The sequence below is a fragment of the Halobacillus litoralis genome (assembly GCF_009856355.1).
Classification (GTDB): Bacteria; Bacillota; Bacilli; order Bacillales; family Halobacillaceae; genus Halobacillus; species Halobacillus litoralis_B.
In genome coordinates this window covers 232,730-251,911 of sequence record NZ_WMEW01000003.1, presented here as the reverse complement: position 1 = coordinate 251,911, position 19,182 = coordinate 232,730, and the positions used below count along the sequence as shown (strand labels likewise).

Sequence of the window (19,182 nt, the reverse complement as noted above, 5' to 3'; positions counted from 1 at the left end):
TTTATTGAAGCGGAAGATAACCATGCGCTTTTTCTATGTCCTGATATAGTATGGACGCATCATCTCATAGTCTTCGTGCTCTAAGATATGACAGTGCCACACGAACAAGCCGGGATAGGGGCCGAACTTCATGATGATCCGCGTCACTTCACCGGGGCGGGAACGGACAGTATCCTTCCAGCCTCTTTCGTTCCAATCCGGGGGCACACGCGGACCTGTAAAAACGGTTCTTCCTTCCTGTTTGTAAACATCCACATCGAAAGGCTGGCGGTCAAGGATTTGGAAGCGGACCAAGTGAAGGTGGATCGGGTGGATCGCTTCTGTTCCATTTACGATCCTCCACACTTCTGTCTGTCCAAGCTTTGGAACTTCAGTAACGGGGTCCGACCATAAGCGGTCATCCAACAGGTGAATATTACGTCCGTATGAATCTTTCCGCATGTTCAGTTTCAGTGTCCGGGTTCTGTCCACATGTGTAAATCTTGGAACAGGAGCGAGCCATCCAGGGATGGAGCTGTGATCGGTGCGGGAAAGACGCTGATTGACTCGGAACTGCATGATCGTTCCTGTCGTTTCTGGATCCGCTTTTCCATCCTTGGATTCGAAATCATTCTCCAGGATAATGGTTTTCCCATAACAAGTGGAGAAATCAATGATCACATCCGCTCTTTCAGCAGGAGCTAATACGAGAGAGGGAACGCGTACGGGGGTTTCAAGCAGTCCCTGGTCGGTGCCGATCTGGATAAGAGGAGCACCGTTGGAAAGGGAAAACCTGTAGAATCGGGCGTTTGACCCATTCAGGATACGAAACCGGTATTTTCTAGGTTCGACATTTAAATAGGGCCATACTTTTCCATTCACTAAAATGGTGTCTCCGTAAAAATCGGGGATGACCGAAGGGGTGGGAGCCGTTTCCGGCTGATTTGGTCGTGATGGATAGTAAAGGCTGCCATCTTCCCGGAACGAACGGTCCTGGATGATCAATGGGAGATCGAAGGGGCCGCAGGGAAGGTTCAATCGGACTTCATTTTCATCATGGACGATATACATCCCTGAAAGACCGGCGTAAATGTTGAGACGGGTAATCCCCATGGCGTGGTCGTGGTACCAGAGGTTGGCAGCGTCTTGGTGATTGGGGTAGGTGTACATTCGATGAGAAAAGTAAGGGCCCACTTTTTTAAAGTGACGGGTGAACCAGGCTTCTGGATAGCCATCACTGGTATCCGGCGTCACCCCTCCATGCAGGTGTACGACGGTCCGTACTTCCGGCTGGTTTTTTTCTGCTCCGTGAACGGTTGTATCAATCGGGAGAAAATGTCGGTCAGGCAGTTCATTTTTCCATAAGACGTGGATCGGCTGATGCTTCCATACGTGAAATGTCGGCCCTGGATACTGCCCGTTGTAGCCCCACACTTTTGTAGGAGGGAGGTCTCGGTGCAGTTTCTGGAATGTTTGCTTCATGGTCACTTCAAAATAGGGGACACCGTGAAGACAGCCTGCCGGACGCATGGTTTTCATGATGGGAAGGGAATCGACGAACTTTTTTAACATACGAATCGCTCCTAAACGTTGCTTGGATATTCTAGTTTATTGAACGGGGGAGAGAATTACGCCTCTTGTTCAGACAGCGCCTTTCCATTCATCCATGGATTCCAAATTGATAAAATGTATGACTACTGATAACATTATGGGAAAATGAACAAAAATCACTACTATCCATCAGTGGTTTAACAGCTGAGTATTTAGTGTCCTTACAGGAACCCCTCAAAAGGTTATGAACTTCTTGAGGGGTTTTTTCATAACGTACCAGAGAGATCGATCAAAGGATTGCCAAAATGGGGATCTTGTGATTAAATAAGGGTACGATTCTAAAAAGTAATCATTACCGTTTAACTTGTACATAAACGTAGGTAGTAGAGAAGGGGAAGAGATAGGTCAAAAATTTTTCGTCAATTTTAAATAGTAATGATTACTTTTTATATTGCGAGTCTTTGATTAATCATTTTTTTCAGCTCGGAGACATGGTACGCAGGCCGGGCGTCATATATGAAAAAGTCCAGCTGGTAAAGTAAAGGAGATCGATGGTTATGTACAAGTGGATCATTATTGGTGGTGGCGTTCAAGGCTGCTGTGTAGCAAGGGGGCTTCTCGAAGAAAAAGCAGGAAACGAAGAATTGTTGATCATTGATCCCTATCCCGGGCCCATGCACGTGTGGCAGGCGTTAACGAAAAAAATCGGAATGTCTCACTTAAGGTCTCCTTCTGTCCACCACCTGGACACAGATCCATACAGCCTTAACAAATATGCCAAAGGCTGTGACTTCGCCCAGCCTTTCAGAGGGAGGTATGCGAGACCTCAATTGGACATGTTTAATCAGCACAGCCTGGATGTGTTTGATGATGTGCGCCTGGAAGAATGCTGGAAGCAGGGGGCAGTCAATGGCATTTCCAAAGAACATAACCATTGGAATGTGTTTCATGAAGATGGTTCTCTCGTCCAAGGGGAGAAGGTGGTACTGGCTGTGGGTGTCAATCATTCCCCGCATTATCCAGACTGGGCTCGTGAAGGGGAGTTTTCTGTCACTCATGTGTTTGATATGCAGACCCCTCTTCCTGAAAAAGGCCGCGTTGTCATTGTTGGAGGAGGGATGACGGCGGCTCACCTGGCTAACACCTTGTCGAACAAAACCTCGGTGGCAGCTGTTTCTTTAGTGAAGCGTCATCCCTTCCGCATAGAGGATTTTGACAGCGATCCCGGGTGGCTTGGACCGAAGTTTTTAAACGACTATGAGAAAGTGACCTGCTATGACCAGCGCCGGCGGTTGATCCAACAGGCAAGACATAAAGGTTCTATTACAAGAGATCTCCATGTTCAGTTAAAACGGCAGGGGAGTGCCTCCAGATTAAAGATATATACCGGGGAAGTAGAAAAAGCTGTGAAAGGGGAGCATGGTTTCAATCTTCATTTGACAGGTGAGCAGCTTGCGTCGGGAGACTCTATCGTTCTGGCTACAGGAGCGGAAGCGGGTCTTCCCGGGCAGAAGTGGCTGGATCCTCTCATTGAACAGTGCGGTCTGCCATGCGCTCCCTGCGGATTCCCTATCGTTTCGACTTCATTGGAATGGAAGGAAGGGTTGTATGTCGCAGGAGCTCTTGCTGAACTGGAAATCGGTCCTGCAGCAAGAAATATAGCGGGTGCGCGTAAATCAGCGGAGCGAATTGTACGGTCTGCCTGATATAAAAAGTCACAGCCGGTCAGGGCTGTGACTTTTTAGTTATCCGCCAAACTCTAAGTCCTCATAGACGTACGGTTCCGGAGGCGTCTCCATCGGTTTGATCGCTTCCGGCTGGATGAGAGGAAGCTCCCAGCCATTCGCCTCTACTTTTTCAAGCGTTCCTGTTACTTCCACCCAGGTATCATTTTTATATTGTTCAAGGTTCTCCCCTTGAACGAGGATGCCGTAAATTCCTGCATCGGCCACACAGCAGCTGATCCCGAACCGCCCTATGACGATTTGGTTATCCGGGAAGTTGTCATCCCGGAATACGAATCCGTGAGTCGTCAGCTTTTTCCCCACATAAGGGTCCATATCGTCTTCCATTAATGTGATCGCGCCAATATAGTTGTCGGCTGTCATGTGTATGGAATTTGTGCTCTGCAGTTCTTTGGATAGCTCAGGGTATCTTTTTTCGGCAGTAAGGATGGCCGGGTTTTCGGTTTGTTCCGACGTATCTGCTTCAGCCGTTTGATCAGGGGCATTGATATCAGATGAGTCGGATCCACCGCGCATTTCATATTTGAATCCTTTATTGGAAGCAGCTGAACTTCCAATCACATGGTCGGAAAACATCATCCCGGTCATCACCGGGATAATGAATAATAAGTAAATGATGGTGGAACGGAGTCTGGATTTGGAGTAATCATGGTCGTGACCGCATCCGCAGTCATCCCCTTGTTCTTCAAACCCACTCTTGAAAAATTGGATACTCGCAAGAACTCCCAAAACGATTAAGGTGAAATACATATAAGGCATCATGCGGGGAGCGATAAACTTTTGAATATCTCCTGAGACCATGAGCTTGATGAGAAATAATACGAAACCAAATAAAATAATGCTTCTCAAAAATTGATGCGAGGGCCGGTTCATCTTCCTCCTCCTTTATATAAAGAATGCGTCATACCACAGGCTGACGGCGTAAACGACAACGGTGACGATCACTAAAAAGGCAAGGACAAACCTTTTTTTGAAATAAGCCAGCATTAAAATCGTGTTTTTTAAGTCCGTCATCGGTCCGTAAACGAGAAAAGCAAGAATAGAGGTCGAAGAAAAGAGTCCTTTAAAAGAAGAAGCCACAAAGGCATCAGCTTCTGAACACAAGGATAAGATGTAGGCAAGTCCCATCATCACTGCGGGTCCTGCCAATGCCCCGTTTCCGATCTCCATCAACGTTTCCCTTGCGACAAAGGTTTGAACGATACCGGCAAATAAAGCTCCAATAATGAGGAACTTTCCCATGTCGAAGAATTCATCACTGGCATGCTGGAAGGTTTCTGCTATCTTACCTCCCCGATCGTTGGCGTGAGCATGATTGTGATGGTGATTCATGGCTTCGGTCGTGGCTTTATTCAGCTGCCAGCGATTCCCGAAAAATTGATAAATCACTGCGCCCACTAGTAGAGAGACGACGAAGGCCAGCCCCATGCGTGCCCAGGCAATGCTGAGGTCCGTCTGGAAAGCATAAAACGTCGACAAAAACACGATGGGATTCAGGACAGGGGCGGAGACAAGGATGACAATTCCCACATGGAGGGGCATCCCTTTTTGTATCAACCTTCTGACAATCGGGACAATCGCACATTCACATACCGGAAAGACAGCTCCAATGGCAACTGCAGGGAACAGAGCGAGATAGGGATTGGCGGGTATGAATTTTTTAAGCGTTTCTTCTTTTAAAAAGGTTTGGATAATGGCAGATATAAACACCCCCAGAAGGACAAAGGGGATGGCTTCCAATACAATGCTGATGAACATCGTGTTTAAATCCAATAAAGAAGGCGGGATGGAAAACAAGGCCTCAAAAGGGAGGGTGTCCCCAAAAAGAAAGAGAGCGAAAAAGACGACCAATAGTAAATAAATCATACTGGATGGCGAAGAGTGATCCTGGTACAAATGCAGTCCTCCTTGAATGTGAATCGTAATCCCTCGATTATATACATGTACGGTCAACCGGGAATTAACAGCTTTGTCCATGCTAGATACAAGAAAAGTATATGATAGAAAAGGGAGGTTAATTCGTAGTGGTTACAATTTGTTTAATAGAGATTTGGAAGAATAGATAAAGGTGAACGAAGAGTACATGCATGAAGAACTTTTTTGTAAATCTCCATAAAACAAGTAACTCAATTACCGCAATTTGGTAAATGAAGGGTGTGAAAAATGATTGGAGTGAGAGGGGTAATGACCAAACAAAAGTGGGGGGCCCTATTCGTCGTTTCAAGCGCAGCCTCAATGATAATCAACTTGGCATACTTCAAGTCAGGAGACTATTATGATGTTATCCGGATCCTTTCCTACGCTGTGTTCATCATAGGGTCACTTATGATTCCCACCTATGCAAAAGCTGAAAAAAAGACGGATTCCTAATCAAAGGGAGTTCGTCTTTTTTTATTTATGTAATCGCATACAATTGTCTGTTCTTCATAAAGAACTAAACTTTTTATAAATGTTATAAACTTATTATAAACTTCAAAATAACAATCAATAGTAAATTTTTTCTAAGAACCGTCTATCCCAGGCGTGCGGGCACATTCAGCGTATAAAAGTTATTTTGTAAACCCTTTCATTTTATAGGGAATGTTTTAAAAGTCGAGATTCAGAGAAATGTATAGCTAAGATTTCATATTTACCTATTTATTGAAGTTCAAAGGCTGAAGGAGGGAGCAGGAGCTTTCAGGAGGTAATCAATATGGAATGCATTCCATATCATTCAAGCAACGTACTGTTATAGTCATCGAATTACTAAGAGAGGATGTTCCAAGCAGATGAAACGAAGTCGGACGTATATTATATTCTTATCAGTCATTGCAGCATTGGGAGGGCTTTTGTTCGGCTATGATACAGCTGTTATCTCTGGTGCAGAACAGTCTCTGGAAGTCTACTTCATAGATAGTTTAGGATTGAGTAAATTATTTCAAGGGTTGACGGTTTCCAGTGCTTTGATTGGTTGTATTGCTGGTGGATTGATGAGCGGGATGATTTCCGATCGGATTGGACGGAGGAATTCACTGATCGTTGCGGCTGTCCTGTTTTTCTTTTCCGCACTCCTTTCCAGTTCACCGGAGTTTTTATTCTTTACTAAAGGTGAACCGACCATGGGTCTTTTCATTATGTTCAATATTTATAGAATCATTGGTGGTATCGGCGTAGGGCTTGCATCCGGACTGGGGCCGTTGTATATCAGTGAAACGGCACCGGCGAAAATCCGAGGGAAGCTGGTCACTCTGTATAACCTCGCGATTATTTTCGGGATGCTGGTTGTATACATTATTAACTGGAGAATCGTTGCAGGACAAAGTATGAGCTGGATCAATGATATTGGCTGGAGGTATATGTTTGCTTCAGAAGCTATACCGGCTCTGTTGTTCTTCGGATTATTGTTCCTCGTACCGGAGACGCCGCGTTATCTGGTTATGAAAAATAAGGATAAAAAAGCGATGAATATTCTTAAGAAAGTGAACGGCTCTGAAGAAGCGGCTCGGGAGATTTATAAAAATATCAGACAGGCCGTTGACAAGCTTGATAAGACGAAAACGAGCATCTTCTCTTATGGTAAATTGGTCGTCTCTGTAGGACTGCTGCTGGCAATCGCTCAACAATTCGTCGGAATCAACGTTATCCTTTATTACGCGCCGCGTATTTTCGCCAACATGGGTGCATCTTCAGACAGCTCCATGCTGCAGACGATCATGATTGGTGTTGTAAACTTCATCTTCGTCCTGATTGCTCTTATGTTCGTTGAAAAAGTGGGTCGTAAGCGACTGCTTCTTATCGGTTCTGTCGGAATGGCAGTGGGGATGTTCGGCATTGCTGCCCTGTCATTCGCCGGATCGATGGGCATTGGCGCACTGATTTCCATCCTGGTGTTTGTGGCATTTTACAACTTATCTTTCGGTCCGTTGACATGGGTGCTCGCATCAGAACTATTCCCGAACAAAATCCGTGGGCAGGTCATGGCTTTGACCGTTGCGGTGAACTGGGGAAGTAACCTGCTCGTGTCAACGACGTTCCCGACTCTTCTTGAATTGGGTGCAGGCTTCACGTATGGTCTCTACGGCCTGATGTGTGTTCTATCCTTTGCTTTCGTCTGGAAGCTCGTTCCGGAAACGAAAGGGAAGACACTCGAAGAAATCGAGCAGTACTGGCTCAGTAAACAGCAGAAGAAAAAGCAAACCAAAGAAATCGGTGTGAAGAAGCTGAGCGGGAAAAAGGTATCCTGGTAATTTCATAGAAAAAGGACGCTGAACAAACACCTCGGAGGGGCGGTTCAGCGTCCTTTCTTTTGTGGAAAATATCTTGATTCTTCTATTATTGATATTGCGGAACGTGGAGTGAATGACGAACGGATGCCTGAGCTGCTGCCAGCCGGGCGGAAGGGACCCGGAAAGGGGAGCAGCTGACATAATCCATCCCCAGGTTAAAGCAGAACTGGATGGATGTCTTCTCGCCACCGTGTTCTCCGCAGATGCCGGTTTTTAAAGATGGCTTCGTCTGACGGCCCAGCTTCACGCCGCTTTCTACCAATTTCCCGACGCCATCCTGATCCAGTGATACGAACGGATTTTGTGGAAGGACATCGTTTTCGACGTAATGGTGGAGGAATTTCCCTTCTGCGTCATCCCGGCTGAACCCGAATGTGGTCTGGGTCAAGTCGTTCGTTCCAAAGGAGAAAAAGTCGGCTTCCTGTGCGACCTGGTCGGCCGTTAACGCGGCTCTCGGCGTTTCAATCATCGTTCCGATCGAGTATTGAAACGCCTCTCCTTCCTGCTCTTCCACCTGACGGCTGATGTTCAGGACGAGTCGGCGCATGTGTTTCAGTTCGTTGACATGGGTTACTAAAGGGATCATGATTTCGGGGATGACCGTGATTCCTTTTTTCATAACATTGGCCGCGGCTTGGAAGACGGCTCTGACCTGCATTTCATAGATTTCAGGATGGATCATACCGAGACGACAGCCGCGGTGGCCGAGCATCGGATTGGATTCTTCCAGAAGCCGCACTTTACGCAGCATGTCTTTCTTCGTCTGCAGTTCCTGCGAGTCAGGATCCGTGTAGGAAAGTCTTGTTACGTCGACGAGCAGTTCTTCCTTATCAGGGAGGAATTCGTGGAGTGGTGGATCCAACAAGCGGATCGTAATCGGATGTCCCTGCATGACTTCAAAGATTTTCTCGTAATCCTCCTGCTGCATCGGCAGCAGCTTATCCAATGCTTCTTTCCGTTCGATGGTCGTTTCTGACAAAATCATACTCTGTACCGTCGGCAGCCGGGAAGCGTCCATGAACATGTGCTCGGTCCGGCAGAGCCCGATGCCGTCTGCACCGAATTCCAAAGCTTTGGCAGCGTCGACTGGGTTGTCGGCGTTGGCCCGCACACCCATATGAGCTTCCTCATCGGCCCAGTGAAGGAGCAGCTGGAATTCATCGGAAAGCTCCGGCTCAATCATCGGAATGGCTCCGTCGAAAATATCACCAGTGCCTCCGTCGATCGTAATCAGATCGCCGTGCTTGATCGTGACAGATCCTGTGGTGAACTGTTCGGTTTCAAGATCAATCTTGATGGAGTCACAGCCGCAGATGCACGCTTTCCCCATGCCTCTGGCGACAACGGCCGCATGACTGGTCATTCCGCCGCGGCTTGTGACGACAGCCTGTGCTGCTACAATGCCGTGAATATCATCCGGTGTCGTGTCCGGGCGGACGAGGATGACCTTCTTTCCGTTTCCGGCCAGTTCTTCGGCTTCATCGGCATCAAAAACGACTTGTCCAGAGGCAGCTCCTGGAGATGCCGGCAGTCCTGATGCGATCTGAGGGCGCCCGTGTCCTGGATCAATGCGGTGGTGGAGGAGCTGGTGGAGCTGATCCGGATCTACGCGCAGCAGGGCCTCGCGCTTGTCCATAATCTGCTCCCGTACCATCTCAACGGCAATCCGGATGGCGGCTTGAGCTGTGCGTTTTCCTGTGCGGGTCTGCAGAATATATAGATGTCCGCGTTCCACCGTGAATTCGATATCCTGCATATCTTTATAGTGATTTTCTAACAGATTACACGTGTCCACCAGCTGTTGATAGACCTCCGGCATGTCGTCTTCCAGGCTGGCGATTGGCTGTGGGGTACGGATGCCGGCAACGACGTCTTCACCTTGGGCGTTGATGAGGTATTCTCCGTATAGCTTGGCTTCGCCGGTGGACGGATTTCGGGTGAACGCTACACCTGTACCGGAATCTTCGCCCATGTTACCGAAAACCATGCTCTGGACATTGACGGCTGTTCCGAGGTGGCCTGGGATTTGGTTGAGACGGCGGTATAAAACGGCACGCTGATTGTTCCAGGAGTCAAAAACAGCCCGGATAGTGAGAAACAACTGTTCCTTCGGGTCCTCCGGGAAAGTCCGGTCGGTCTGGGCGCTGACAATGGATTTGAAATCCTCGATGATGCCTTTCCAATCCTCTGCAGTGATTTGCGTATCAGAAGTGTATCCATTTTCAGCCCGTGCGTTTTCGAGACGCTGCTCAAAATGATAGTGATCCACTTTTAAAACGACATTACTGAACATTTGAATGAAGCGGCGGTAGGAGTCATAGGCGAAACGGGGGTTTCCGGTCAGTTCGGCCATCCCCTTGACCGTGTCATCATTCATGCCAAGGTTCAAAACGGTGTCCATCATCCCGGGCATGGAATGAACCGCACCGGAACGGACAGACACGAGAAGGGGATTTGATGGACTGCCCAACTCCTTGCCTGTGGTCTCCTCCAGTTTTTTCAGCGCATCAAGCACCTGTCCTTCGACCTCTTCGGGAAGCTGCTGGCCGGAGTCGTAGTAGGAGCGGCACGTATCTGTCGTGATCGTAAAACCGTAAGGAACCGGCAGGCCGATTTTCGTCATTTCTGCCAGGTTGGCTCCTTTCCCTCCCAACAGTTCCTTACCTGCCTTTTTTATTTGATCGAACATATAAACGAATGTTTTCTCTATCACGCAAAACTCCCCCTTTTGTTATATAGATCTAAAATAATGTCAGCCGTTTCTTCGATGGCTTTATTGGATACGTCGATGATTGGACACCCGATGCGTTTCATAATGTTCTGCGCATAATCCAGCTCGTCCAAAATCCTGTTCAGTGAAGCGTAATTGGCCGGGCCGGTAAGTCCGAGATTTTTCAACCGTTCTTTACGGATGTCGTTCAGTTTCTCGGGAGTGATGATCAGTCCGATGCATTGGATTCCAGGGATTGAGAAAAGTTCCGGTGGTGGCGGAATCTCAGGGATAAGCGGCACATTGGCGGTTTTAATTTTCTTATTCGCTAAATACATCGATAACGGTGTTTTGGATGTCCGGGAGACACCGACGAGTACAAGATCTGCCTGGTTCAACCCTCTTGCTTCCTGGCCGTCATCGTACTTTACGGCAAATTCAATCGCTTCGATTCTCTTGAAGTAGTCTTCGTCCAGCTTTCTGATCTGTCCTGGTTCACAGGTGGGTTCCATTAGAAACTTTTGAGAAAACACATCCATGAGCGGATTCATCATATCCACAGCCGTCATTCCTTCTTCTTCCGCACGCTGATCAAGATAATGTTTGAGCACGGGCGTGACGATCGTATAGGCGATGATGGAAGGGTTGTACTTGGCTAATGTGATGACATTTTCCATTTCCTGATGATCCTGCACATAGGAAAAATGCTTCATGATGATATCCTGACCAGTAAATTGACTCATGACTGTCTTAATCATAAGATCGGCGGACTCACCCGCGGAGTCCGAAACAATGTATACCGTTATTTGTTTAGTCACAAGACCTCTCCCTGTTTGGTTAATGGCCGCAGTATCCGAGGATGTTAGAGTTATTTCGCTATTCTTTTTTGGATTGCGACTTAATATGACACACTAATGAGCGAATGTAAGTTAATGTGTCATACTATTTATGGATAGTATGATATCACCATTCCCGGGGAGTTACAATAGGAAGTTTTTTATAGAGTCGTCTGTTTTTTCAGCATCTGTGGACTGCTGGGAGAAAGGGAACATCAGCACCTTCCTTGAAAGATTTTTGCGCTAAGCCAACCCTTTTGGTACATAAGGAATGCCAAAGGGGTTTTTATATGGAAGGTTTTCTTTATTCAATATTTACTTTCTATTTATCTTGAGGTAACATATCTTTATTAACTTATAAGTATATACTTATATAACTATTTTAAGGAGGGTGTGTATGGTTACTCGAAAATCTGGTGAGGGATATGGGATGGAGAGGTCATGATTCCTTTTGATTCTCTTATGTTTTTATGGTCTATTCTGATTGGAAGTTATTTGCTGCTGCGTTTTGCAGGCCGTCCTGTCCGGTCGAAGGATAGGGGGGACCTATGGAGTCCCTGGAAGGACAAAGAAAAGGAAAAGGGGTAATTTCATGTTGCAAATATAAGCATATACTTATACACTGATGGTTGAGGTGATGTTATGGAGAAGACCATAATAACGTTGGAAGAAGCTGCAAAAACGCTGAAGCTTCTTGGAGATAAAACCCGTCTGACAATTGTTGGACTGCTGAAAGATGGCGAATGCTGTGTCTGCGAATTTGTAGATGTCCTGGAGATGAGTCAGCCTTCGGTCAGCCAGCATCTAAGGAAGCTGCGGGATGCCGGCTTAGTCAAGGAGAAGCGCAAAGGGCAGTGGGTTTTCTATTCCTTGAACACTAGTCATGAGACGTACCCCATTATGGAAGAGATATTAAATCAAATACCTGATCAAAAAGAAAAGTTAATCGCATTGGATAAAGCTGGTAAACGCATCCAGTGTGACTAGTAGGAGGATTGTTTGGATTTGGCATGGATAGCAACGATTATATTTATACTTACCTTGATTTTTGTCATCTGGCAGCCTAAAAATCTCGGGATTGGATGGTCCGCCTGTGCGGGTGCCATACTTGCTCTGATTTTTGGTGTCGTTGATTTTCAGGATGTTCTCGCTGTGACGGATATCGTCTGGAACGCCACTCTCGCGTTCGTGGCGATTATCATCATATCGCTGATTTTGGATGAGATCGGCTTTTTCGAATGGGCGGCGCTGCATATGGCCCGTGCTGCTAAAGGAAATGGCCGGCGTATGTTTATATACGTCACCCTGCTTGGAGCGGTCGTAGCCGCTTTATTCGCTAATGATGGGGCGGCGCTCATTTTGACCCCGATCGTTCTGGCGATGGTACGAAACTTGAACTTTAAGGAAGCGATGGTGCTTCCGTTTATTATGGCGAGTGGTTTTATTGCGGATACGACTTCTCTGCCGCTGATTGTCAGTAACCTCGTCAACATCGTATCTGCGGACTTTTTTGAGATTGGCTTTATTGAATACGCATCCCGGATGATTGTACCGAACTTGTTTTCCTTAGCGGCAAGTATCCTCGTTCTATTCTTGTTTTTCAGAAAGAGTATCCCGGGGCAGTATGATCTGGCACAGTTGAAAAAGCCGGTGGATGCGATCCAGGATCATAAAATGTTCCGCTTATCGTGGGCCGTTCTGGCGGTTCTGTTAGTTGGATACTTCGCGAGTGAACCGCTTGGTATTCCAGTATCGATCATTGCCGGCATTGTGGCCATCTTCTTCTTAATGATGGCGCGCAGAAGTGCCGCTGTAAAAACAGGAGAAGTCATCAAGGGAGCCCCATGGGCCATCGTTTTCTTCTCGGTTGGGATGTATGTCGTTGTTTACGGTCTGCGTAATGCCGGGTTAACAGATGTCCTGGCTGATGTGATTCAGGCCACAGCAGACCAAGGGTTGTTTGTCGGTACCGTATCGATGGGATTCATTGCGGCGATCCTGTCGTCCATTATGAATAACATGCCGACAGTAATGATTGATGCTCTGGCGATTGCTGAGACGAATACAACGGGAACGATGAGAGAAGCCTTGATTTATGCCAACGTCATCGGTTCTGACCTTGGACCGAAGATAACCCCGATCGGCTCCCTGGCCACTTTATTATGGCTTCACGTCCTTTCAACAAAAGGTGTGAAAATCTCATGGGGCTATTACTTTAAGATCGGAGTCATTCTTACCGTACCTACCTTATTCATTACACTGGCCGGCCTTTATGTCTGGCTGCTCATTTTATAATTATAATTCAAGAAGGAGAACTGCCTTATGTCTAACAAACCAGTCATTTACTTTCTATGTACAGGAAATTCCTGCCGCAGCCAAATAGCGGAAGGATTCGGAAAAGAATACCTGGGAGAGGAGTTCGACGTCCGTTCGGCTGGAATTGAAGCCCACGGCTTAAACCCGAACGCTGTAAAAGCGATGAATGAAATGGGGATCGATATCAGCGGTCAGAAGTCTGAGATCATTGATAACGATGTTCTGAATAACGCGGCTTATGCGATTACCCTCTGCGGAGATGCCAATGATAAGTGCCCGATGACACCTCCGCACGTCACACGTTTCCACTGGGGATTCGATGATCCAGCGAAAGCGGAAGGGACAGAGGAAGAAAAATGGGCGGTCTTCCAACGTGTCCGTGACGAAATTGCCGACCGCATCAAGACATTTGCCGAAGAGAAAAAATAAGAATGAGAAAAGCCGGGACTGTATTAAGTCCCGGCTTCTTTCTATCAGCTGCTTTTTTTCAGATACCGATCGATAACGGCGAGGGCTTCCTGCGGGCCGCCGCAGTGATCGAAGCTTTCCTTTATTTTTCGGATTCCTTCCAGATATGCCTCATCATTCACGACTTGATCCACCCCTCGGTGCAGCGCTTCTTTCGATACGTCGTTCGGGAAAATCGGATAACCGGCGTGAAGCTCCTCAAGCCTTGCTGCCACCATAGGTTGATCTTTATCCCGGGGAAGAACAACCATCGGGACTTCCCGGTCAATGGCCTCATTCACGCTGTTCATCCCGCCATGGGTCAAAAAGACATGGGTGTATTCCAACACTTCGAGCTGAGGGACGTAGGACCGGATGATAAAGTTTTCCGGAGCACTTTTGATTTTGTTAAAGTCGGCAAATGTCCCGGCCGCAATGACTACTTTTCCGTTGAAATCGGCAAAAGCGTCAATACATTGGTTGAAAAATTCCTCTACTTGATCGAGGACGGTGCCCATCGAGATGTAGAGCACTTTTTCATCCTTCAATTCATGTAGAGGGAAATCATGGGCGCCCTTCCGCTCAGGAAAGCTTGGGCCGATAAAGTGATTCTCTTCACCAAATTCCTCTAAGCGGGGCTGAAAATAGGCACTTGTGTAGACCATTGTCCGTCCGCCCTGATTGTTCATGAATTGAAGCATGGACGATGGCGCCACTCCGTATTCCTGTTTCATAGTTTCCAACAACTGTCTGTTTTTTTCGCTGTACTCCAGTGTACCAGTGTTTTCCGGATGAAGCGGAAGACGTTTGCGGTAGTCTTCAGGAATCAGGAAAGAAGCCGACGATGAGAAGCCGGGGACCTCCAGGTAGTCACGGACGAGTTCACCTGCACCAAAGGAATCATAATAGACAAAATCAAAGGAGATCTCTTCTGCCAGCTGTTTCGTTATCGATAAAATATCAAGTGAGGTCTTCAGCATCACGTTCATGAAGAAATGGATGCCTTCTTCTGAAGCAGGATCCACGCCGCCGATCAACAGGTGATCCTCGTGTAGATAGACGTGTGCGCCTACACCTTCAAGGCGGGCTTTATATTTTTCAGTAGTTATGTAGTGGACGTTGTCTCCACGGTCGACAAAGGCTTTCGCAACACCCAGGCTCGGGTTTACATGGCCCTCTGCAGGGACGTTTATCATCAAGATATCAGCCAATTTTCGTCACTCCTTTATGAAATGTGAGTCAACACTCACGTTTCATGTTAAAGGGAGGAGAAGCTGGAGGGAACCATCATGATTATAAATGGGAGAAAAGAGGGAGAGGTGGAAGAAGAGTGAAAATGATTCTTTTTATCAGTGTGGTGGAAAAAAAGAGCAGCCGTGAAGGCCACTATGAATAGGGAGACCGTTACGCTTCTTTTGCTTCAAATGTCCGGCAGTCGGTTTCTTCCTGAGAGGAAGCGGTCCTTCCGGATTCGCTTACGATGGAGATCGCAGGGGCTCCGCATTTTTCTCCACCTTCATTATGGATACAGTTGTTCACTTCGCAAAGGACTTCCAAAGCCATTCGGGTTCACCTCCCTGAATGTTATAAACCTATACCCTCATTTCTTAACCATTACACAACACCTCGTCCATAATAGATATATATGATGGAAAACGACCTCCATGACACGGGAGGCCGCTGTTGATGAATCTACAGAGCCGTTCGAAGTCAGGTTTGTTTATGAAGGAAGGTCTCCAGGAGCGTATTGAATCTGCCGGGGTGCTCCCAGAACATCATATGGCCTCCGAGCACATCGACCTCTGCTTTCGGAGCAAGTTTGTTTAAGTAAGGGCGGGCCGTGCTGCTCCAGTGCTCAGCTACGACGTACAGCGTTGGAATTTGTTTACTTCCTGATTCAGATTCCTCCCGGTAGTCTGAAAACAGCCCGGACGAAAAGAGGTTCGCTGCAATGTAATAAGGCGTCGTGAGGGATTGTTCCACGAGCCATGCCAGTTCGTCATTTGTTAAATCCCGCTGGACCATCACACCATTTGCATAAGCCGAAATGAAATCCCGCTGTCCCTTAGGATGGCGGAGGTAGTTGGTGTAGGCAGCCGCCATATCATCAATCTTTCCTTCTACCCAGTCCCGATTCTCGTTAAGGGATAAAGATTTTGGAGGCATATCAATAAGGACCTGCCCTTTTATTCCTTTTGTGCCGAACTGGCGGATGTATTCCCAAACCGTTAGACAACCGAATGACCAGCCGATCAGCGTGGGGTTCTCGATATTCATCTCTTGTAAGACTTTCTTCAGATCGGTTCCATGCGTGACATAATCGTTGCCGTGAACCGTCATTGTCGAGCGCCCGTGACTTCTTGGATCGATGACAATCGTCCGGTATGTCTTGGAAAAGTAGTTCACCTGCCTGGAGAAAACCTCTGTCGTGAAAGTAAATCCCGGTATGAAAACGAGGGCGTCTCCCGCTCCGTGCTCTTCTACATATAACTCGACACCTGGCTCTACTTCAATATACGTTTTCATGCTCCACCTCCGAAGGTTGTTACCTCATTCTATTCATATCAACCGATTCCCATTTCTTTGAACCGTCATACTAAAAAACGACAGGCTGAACGCCTGTCGTCGGATTTTAGAGTAAAAGTGTTTCTCATCTAATGGAGCTGCAATGGTCACGTTTCGCTGATCGGTGGATGCCTGCCTGCGGCTCGCGCTGTTCCCGCAGGCGTCACGACCGGACACTCCATGTGCCCTTCCTAATCTCTTTTGGGAGTGGTCGCAGCTCCTGAGGACCGGTGGAAGGGCTGTCGTTTTATATTATAGGAAGAAGAAAACAACAAGCTGTAGATACAGCTGCACCATTAAATAAAAGACGATTGCATATTTGTAGTTGAACATCAGTCCGTTTTTGACGATGCTTAATTTATTTACGGAGCTTAAGATGATAGACGGTAGAATGAGCGGCGATACCATGATGGAAATTACGCTTCCCGATGTGATGCCGAGAACGACAATTTCCGGCGGGTATGGAAGTTCCACCCCTTGAAGAATTCCGGATACAAGAACGATGACCGTCAACGGTCCCAGACCAATGAATCCGAGGACGATAACAACAAATGGCAGCACCCAGAGGAAGTTCAGGAACGGGACAACATCGGTCAGGTAAAACAACCCATCGATAATGTATTCGCCATATCCTGATTGGTTGACCGCATTAATTAAGAAGCCGGCCGCCAGCAGAATGGAAAACTGCTGCGCTTTATTTGGAATACTTTCCTTCAAATAAACCTTTCCGTTCTCTACGATCGCTCCCGTGCGCCCTCGGACGATGAAGTAGAGAATGACCCAGGCGGTAATGACGATGGGAATGATCAACAGCAGATCGACAGCCCATACGGCATTCAGGAAGAAGATGGATCCGAACAAGGTCACAAATAATACAGCAAACTCGACGGCGTCTTTATTGCCGCGGGAATCCTGCTTTTTCTGTTCAGCAATTTCAGCCAGCTGCTCCTGGATGCCGGCCGTTAAATCCACTCCGTAGTGACGTTCCTGATATTTGGAAAAGAGAACAGACAGAAGGATACCGGCAAAGGAAATAAAGAACCCCTGCAAAATCGATAACCCGAGTGAGGCACCGAGGGCATCCACGGCGAAAATGAAGCTCGGGATACTGACGACCCACATCGTTGTTAAACTGAAGGCCCGCAGCAGAGCCGTCCCTTTATAGTTCTCCCATGCTTCTCCTTTCTGTTTATTGAGGAAATCGTTGATCATTCCATAGACCATTGGTATGGATCCGAACAACAGGAAGTAGGAGATGATCTGAGTAATGACCATCATTCCGAAATAAAACTTCCGGCTCGTATTCAACAGTCTCTGCGCAAAGTTGATCACAGACTCGATGTATGGCTTTTCCTCAAGCACCCAGCTGATCGCAGGGACGATAAGAAGAAGCGCAATCAATCCGCTCATCACTGTAAAGCCATCAACCACTCCCTGGGTGAGCGATGTACCCGCAACGAGGTGTACGATCAGGGCAATGATTAACAGAAGTAAGGAAATCCATGCCTGCTTTACAGGCAGGAGGACATAACCGATGATAAAGGCGGCCAGACCAAACAACGACATAGCTGTGGACAAGGTCTCTCCGCCCGTAAACGAAACGATAAAATAAATAAGGACATAGAGGCTGATGAATAAAGTGTAGCCTCGTTTGGCCATTGCTTTCATGGTGGATGCTCCCATCTCTTGCTTTGTATTGACTCACATATCGTATCACATGGCGGCGCAATTATCTTAAGATGTGCACAGAAGCGAGGGGCTGCTTTCTTTAGTATGATGAATAGGAAGGAATGATTTATACATAAGGGGGAAAGAAGATGAGACGTGTGATCATTGATACGGATACTGCCGGCGACGATACAATTGCTCTGTTGACGACTCTTCATCATTTCAAGGTCGAGGGTGTAACGATTACCGGAGGGAATGTTGCATTTGATCAGGAAGTAGAAAATGCCCTTTATACGATTCAGGTCGCATCCCCGGGGGAGAGGGTGCCGGTATATAAAGGGATGGAACGCCCCCTGAATGCGGTGGGCATGACCACTCACCGGACGGTCGAGGAGGTCCACGGAAAGGACGGCATGGGAAATGCCTTTTTTGATCAAGCCGTTCAGCGGCCTGAAACGAAGCATGCGGTGGATTTTATCATTGAATCCATCAGGAACAATCCAGGAGACATTGAGCTTTTAGCTATAGCGCCGCTGACCAACATTGCCATGGCTTTTCAAAAAGACCCGGGTATTATTCCGCTGATTCCACATGTGTACATCATGGGAGGGACGAACAACTCCCTGGGCAACATTACAGCCGCCGCTGAATACAACTTCTGGGTCGATCCGGAAGCGGCCAATATCGTCCTGCATGCCGGGGTTCCGATTACGATGGTCGGCTGGGATATGTGCGTGGATTATTCAGTCATGGATGAGGAAGACCACAGGGAAATTGAGGAGCTGGGTACCGCGGGTTCACGATTTTTCACAGCCGTCAACCAGGTGGTAAGGCAGTTTAATAAAGAAGTCCACCGCCTCCCGGGAACGACCCATCCGGACACACTGCTTGCTGCGATAGCCGCGGATGCTTCTATCATGACTGGAGCGCATTCTTATTATGTCGAAGTGGAGACCCAAGGGAAGCTGACCCGGGGCTACAGCATGGTCGATATTCATAATAGAAGTGGACGTGAACCAAACGTCCGTGTCTGTGAGTCTGTCAATCGTCATAAGTTTAAGCAGACCTTACTCCGCGTGCTGTCTTCTATAGAATAGTTC

Annotated in this window: 15 protein-coding genes; 6 read left to right on the top strand and 9 right to left on the bottom strand. The window is 47.4% G+C overall.

From position 1 onward, the window contains the following. Positions 1 to 33 precede the first annotated feature (33 nt). Positions 34 to 1,551 (bottom strand): multicopper oxidase family protein, encoded by a 1,518-nt coding sequence (locus GLV97_RS07270; RefSeq protein WP_160889397.1) that lies wholly within the window; start codon positions 1,549 to 1,551, stop codon positions 34 to 36. A 536-nt stretch (positions 1,552 to 2,087) separates the two neighbouring features. Here GLV97_RS07270 and GLV97_RS07265 point away from each other — a divergent pair. Then, a complete protein-coding gene (locus GLV97_RS07265; RefSeq protein ID WP_160889396.1) occupies positions 2,088 to 3,236 on the top strand; it encodes an FAD/NAD(P)-binding protein in 1,149 nt (382 codons plus the stop codon). A gap of 39 nt (positions 3,237 to 3,275) precedes the next feature. On the opposite strand, the gene GLV97_RS07260 is transcribed toward GLV97_RS07265, so the two are convergent. Continuing rightward, entirely contained in the window at positions 3,276 to 4,148 is an 873-nt protein-coding gene (locus GLV97_RS07260; RefSeq protein WP_160841244.1) for a TIGR03943 family putative permease subunit, read from the bottom strand. 12 nt (positions 4,149 to 4,160) lie between these two features. Then, a complete protein-coding gene (locus GLV97_RS07255; RefSeq protein WP_160841510.1) occupies positions 4,161 to 5,141 on the bottom strand; it encodes a permease in 981 nt (326 codons plus the stop codon). A gap of 902 nt (positions 5,142 to 6,043) precedes the next feature. Here GLV97_RS07255 and xylE point away from each other — a divergent pair. Beyond that, entirely contained in the window at positions 6,044 to 7,501 is a 1,458-nt protein-coding gene (xylE, locus tag GLV97_RS07250) for a D-xylose transporter XylE (RefSeq protein WP_160839473.1), read from the top strand. Positions 7,502 to 7,586: 85 nt separating this feature from the next. On the opposite strand, the gene ppdK is transcribed toward xylE, so the two are convergent. Together ppdK and GLV97_RS07240 are read right to left on the bottom strand one after the other, a co-directional pair. Continuing rightward, entirely contained in the window at positions 7,587 to 10,229 is a 2,643-nt protein-coding gene (ppdK, locus tag GLV97_RS07245; RefSeq protein ID WP_160841511.1) for a pyruvate, phosphate dikinase, read from the bottom strand. 20 nt (positions 10,230 to 10,249) lie between these two features. Continuing rightward, positions 10,250 to 11,068, bottom strand: a complete 819-nt coding sequence (locus GLV97_RS07240) for a pyruvate, phosphate dikinase/phosphoenolpyruvate synthase regulator (RefSeq protein ID WP_160841245.1) — start codon at positions 11,066 to 11,068, stop codon at positions 10,250 to 10,252. Positions 11,069 to 11,728: 660 nt separating this feature from the next. Here GLV97_RS07240 and GLV97_RS07235 point away from each other — a divergent pair. Genes GLV97_RS07235 through arsC form a run of 3 tightly spaced genes read left to right on the top strand, consistent with a single transcriptional unit; the run spans position 11,729 to position 13,831 of the window. After that, positions 11,729 to 12,073 carry an ArsR/SmtB family transcription factor gene (locus GLV97_RS07235; RefSeq protein ID WP_160841246.1) on the top strand — a complete coding sequence of 115 codons (345 nt, stop codon included), beginning with the start codon at positions 11,729 to 11,731 and terminating at the stop codon, positions 12,071 to 12,073. 18 nt (positions 12,074 to 12,091) lie between these two features. After that, complete coding sequence (locus tag GLV97_RS07230) at positions 12,092 to 13,381, top strand: arsenic transporter (protein ID WP_160839467.1); 1,290 nt, start codon at positions 12,092 to 12,094, stop codon at positions 13,379 to 13,381. A 27-nt stretch (positions 13,382 to 13,408) separates the two neighbouring features. Further along, on the top strand, positions 13,409 to 13,831 hold the full coding sequence (gene arsC / locus GLV97_RS07225; RefSeq protein WP_160839465.1) for an arsenate reductase (thioredoxin): 423 nt from the start codon (positions 13,409 to 13,411) through the stop codon (positions 13,829 to 13,831). A 44-nt stretch (positions 13,832 to 13,875) separates the two neighbouring features. On the opposite strand, the gene GLV97_RS07220 is transcribed toward arsC, so the two are convergent. The 4 genes from GLV97_RS07220 to GLV97_RS07205 form a co-directional block, all read right to left on the bottom strand. Beyond that, a complete protein-coding gene (locus GLV97_RS07220) occupies positions 13,876 to 15,060 on the bottom strand; it encodes a macrolide family glycosyltransferase (RefSeq protein ID WP_160889395.1) in 1,185 nt (394 codons plus the stop codon). Between the two features lie 193 nt (positions 15,061 to 15,253). Beyond that, entirely contained in the window at positions 15,254 to 15,412 is a 159-nt protein-coding gene (locus GLV97_RS07215) for a DUF1540 domain-containing protein (protein ID WP_160839461.1), read from the bottom strand. Positions 15,413 to 15,559: 147 nt separating this feature from the next. Continuing rightward, complete coding sequence (locus GLV97_RS07210; RefSeq protein WP_160839459.1) at positions 15,560 to 16,375, bottom strand: alpha/beta fold hydrolase; 816 nt, start codon at positions 16,373 to 16,375, stop codon at positions 15,560 to 15,562. Positions 16,376 to 16,666: 291 nt separating this feature from the next. Next, a complete protein-coding gene (locus tag GLV97_RS07205; RefSeq protein WP_160839457.1) occupies positions 16,667 to 18,082 on the bottom strand; it encodes a hypothetical protein in 1,416 nt (471 codons plus the stop codon). Between the two features lie 149 nt (positions 18,083 to 18,231). On the opposite strand from GLV97_RS07205, the gene GLV97_RS07200 reads away from it, so the two are divergent. Further along, entirely contained in the window at positions 18,232 to 19,179 is a 948-nt protein-coding gene (locus tag GLV97_RS07200) for a nucleoside hydrolase (RefSeq protein WP_160839455.1), read from the top strand. Positions 19,180 to 19,182: the final 3 nt, after the last annotated feature.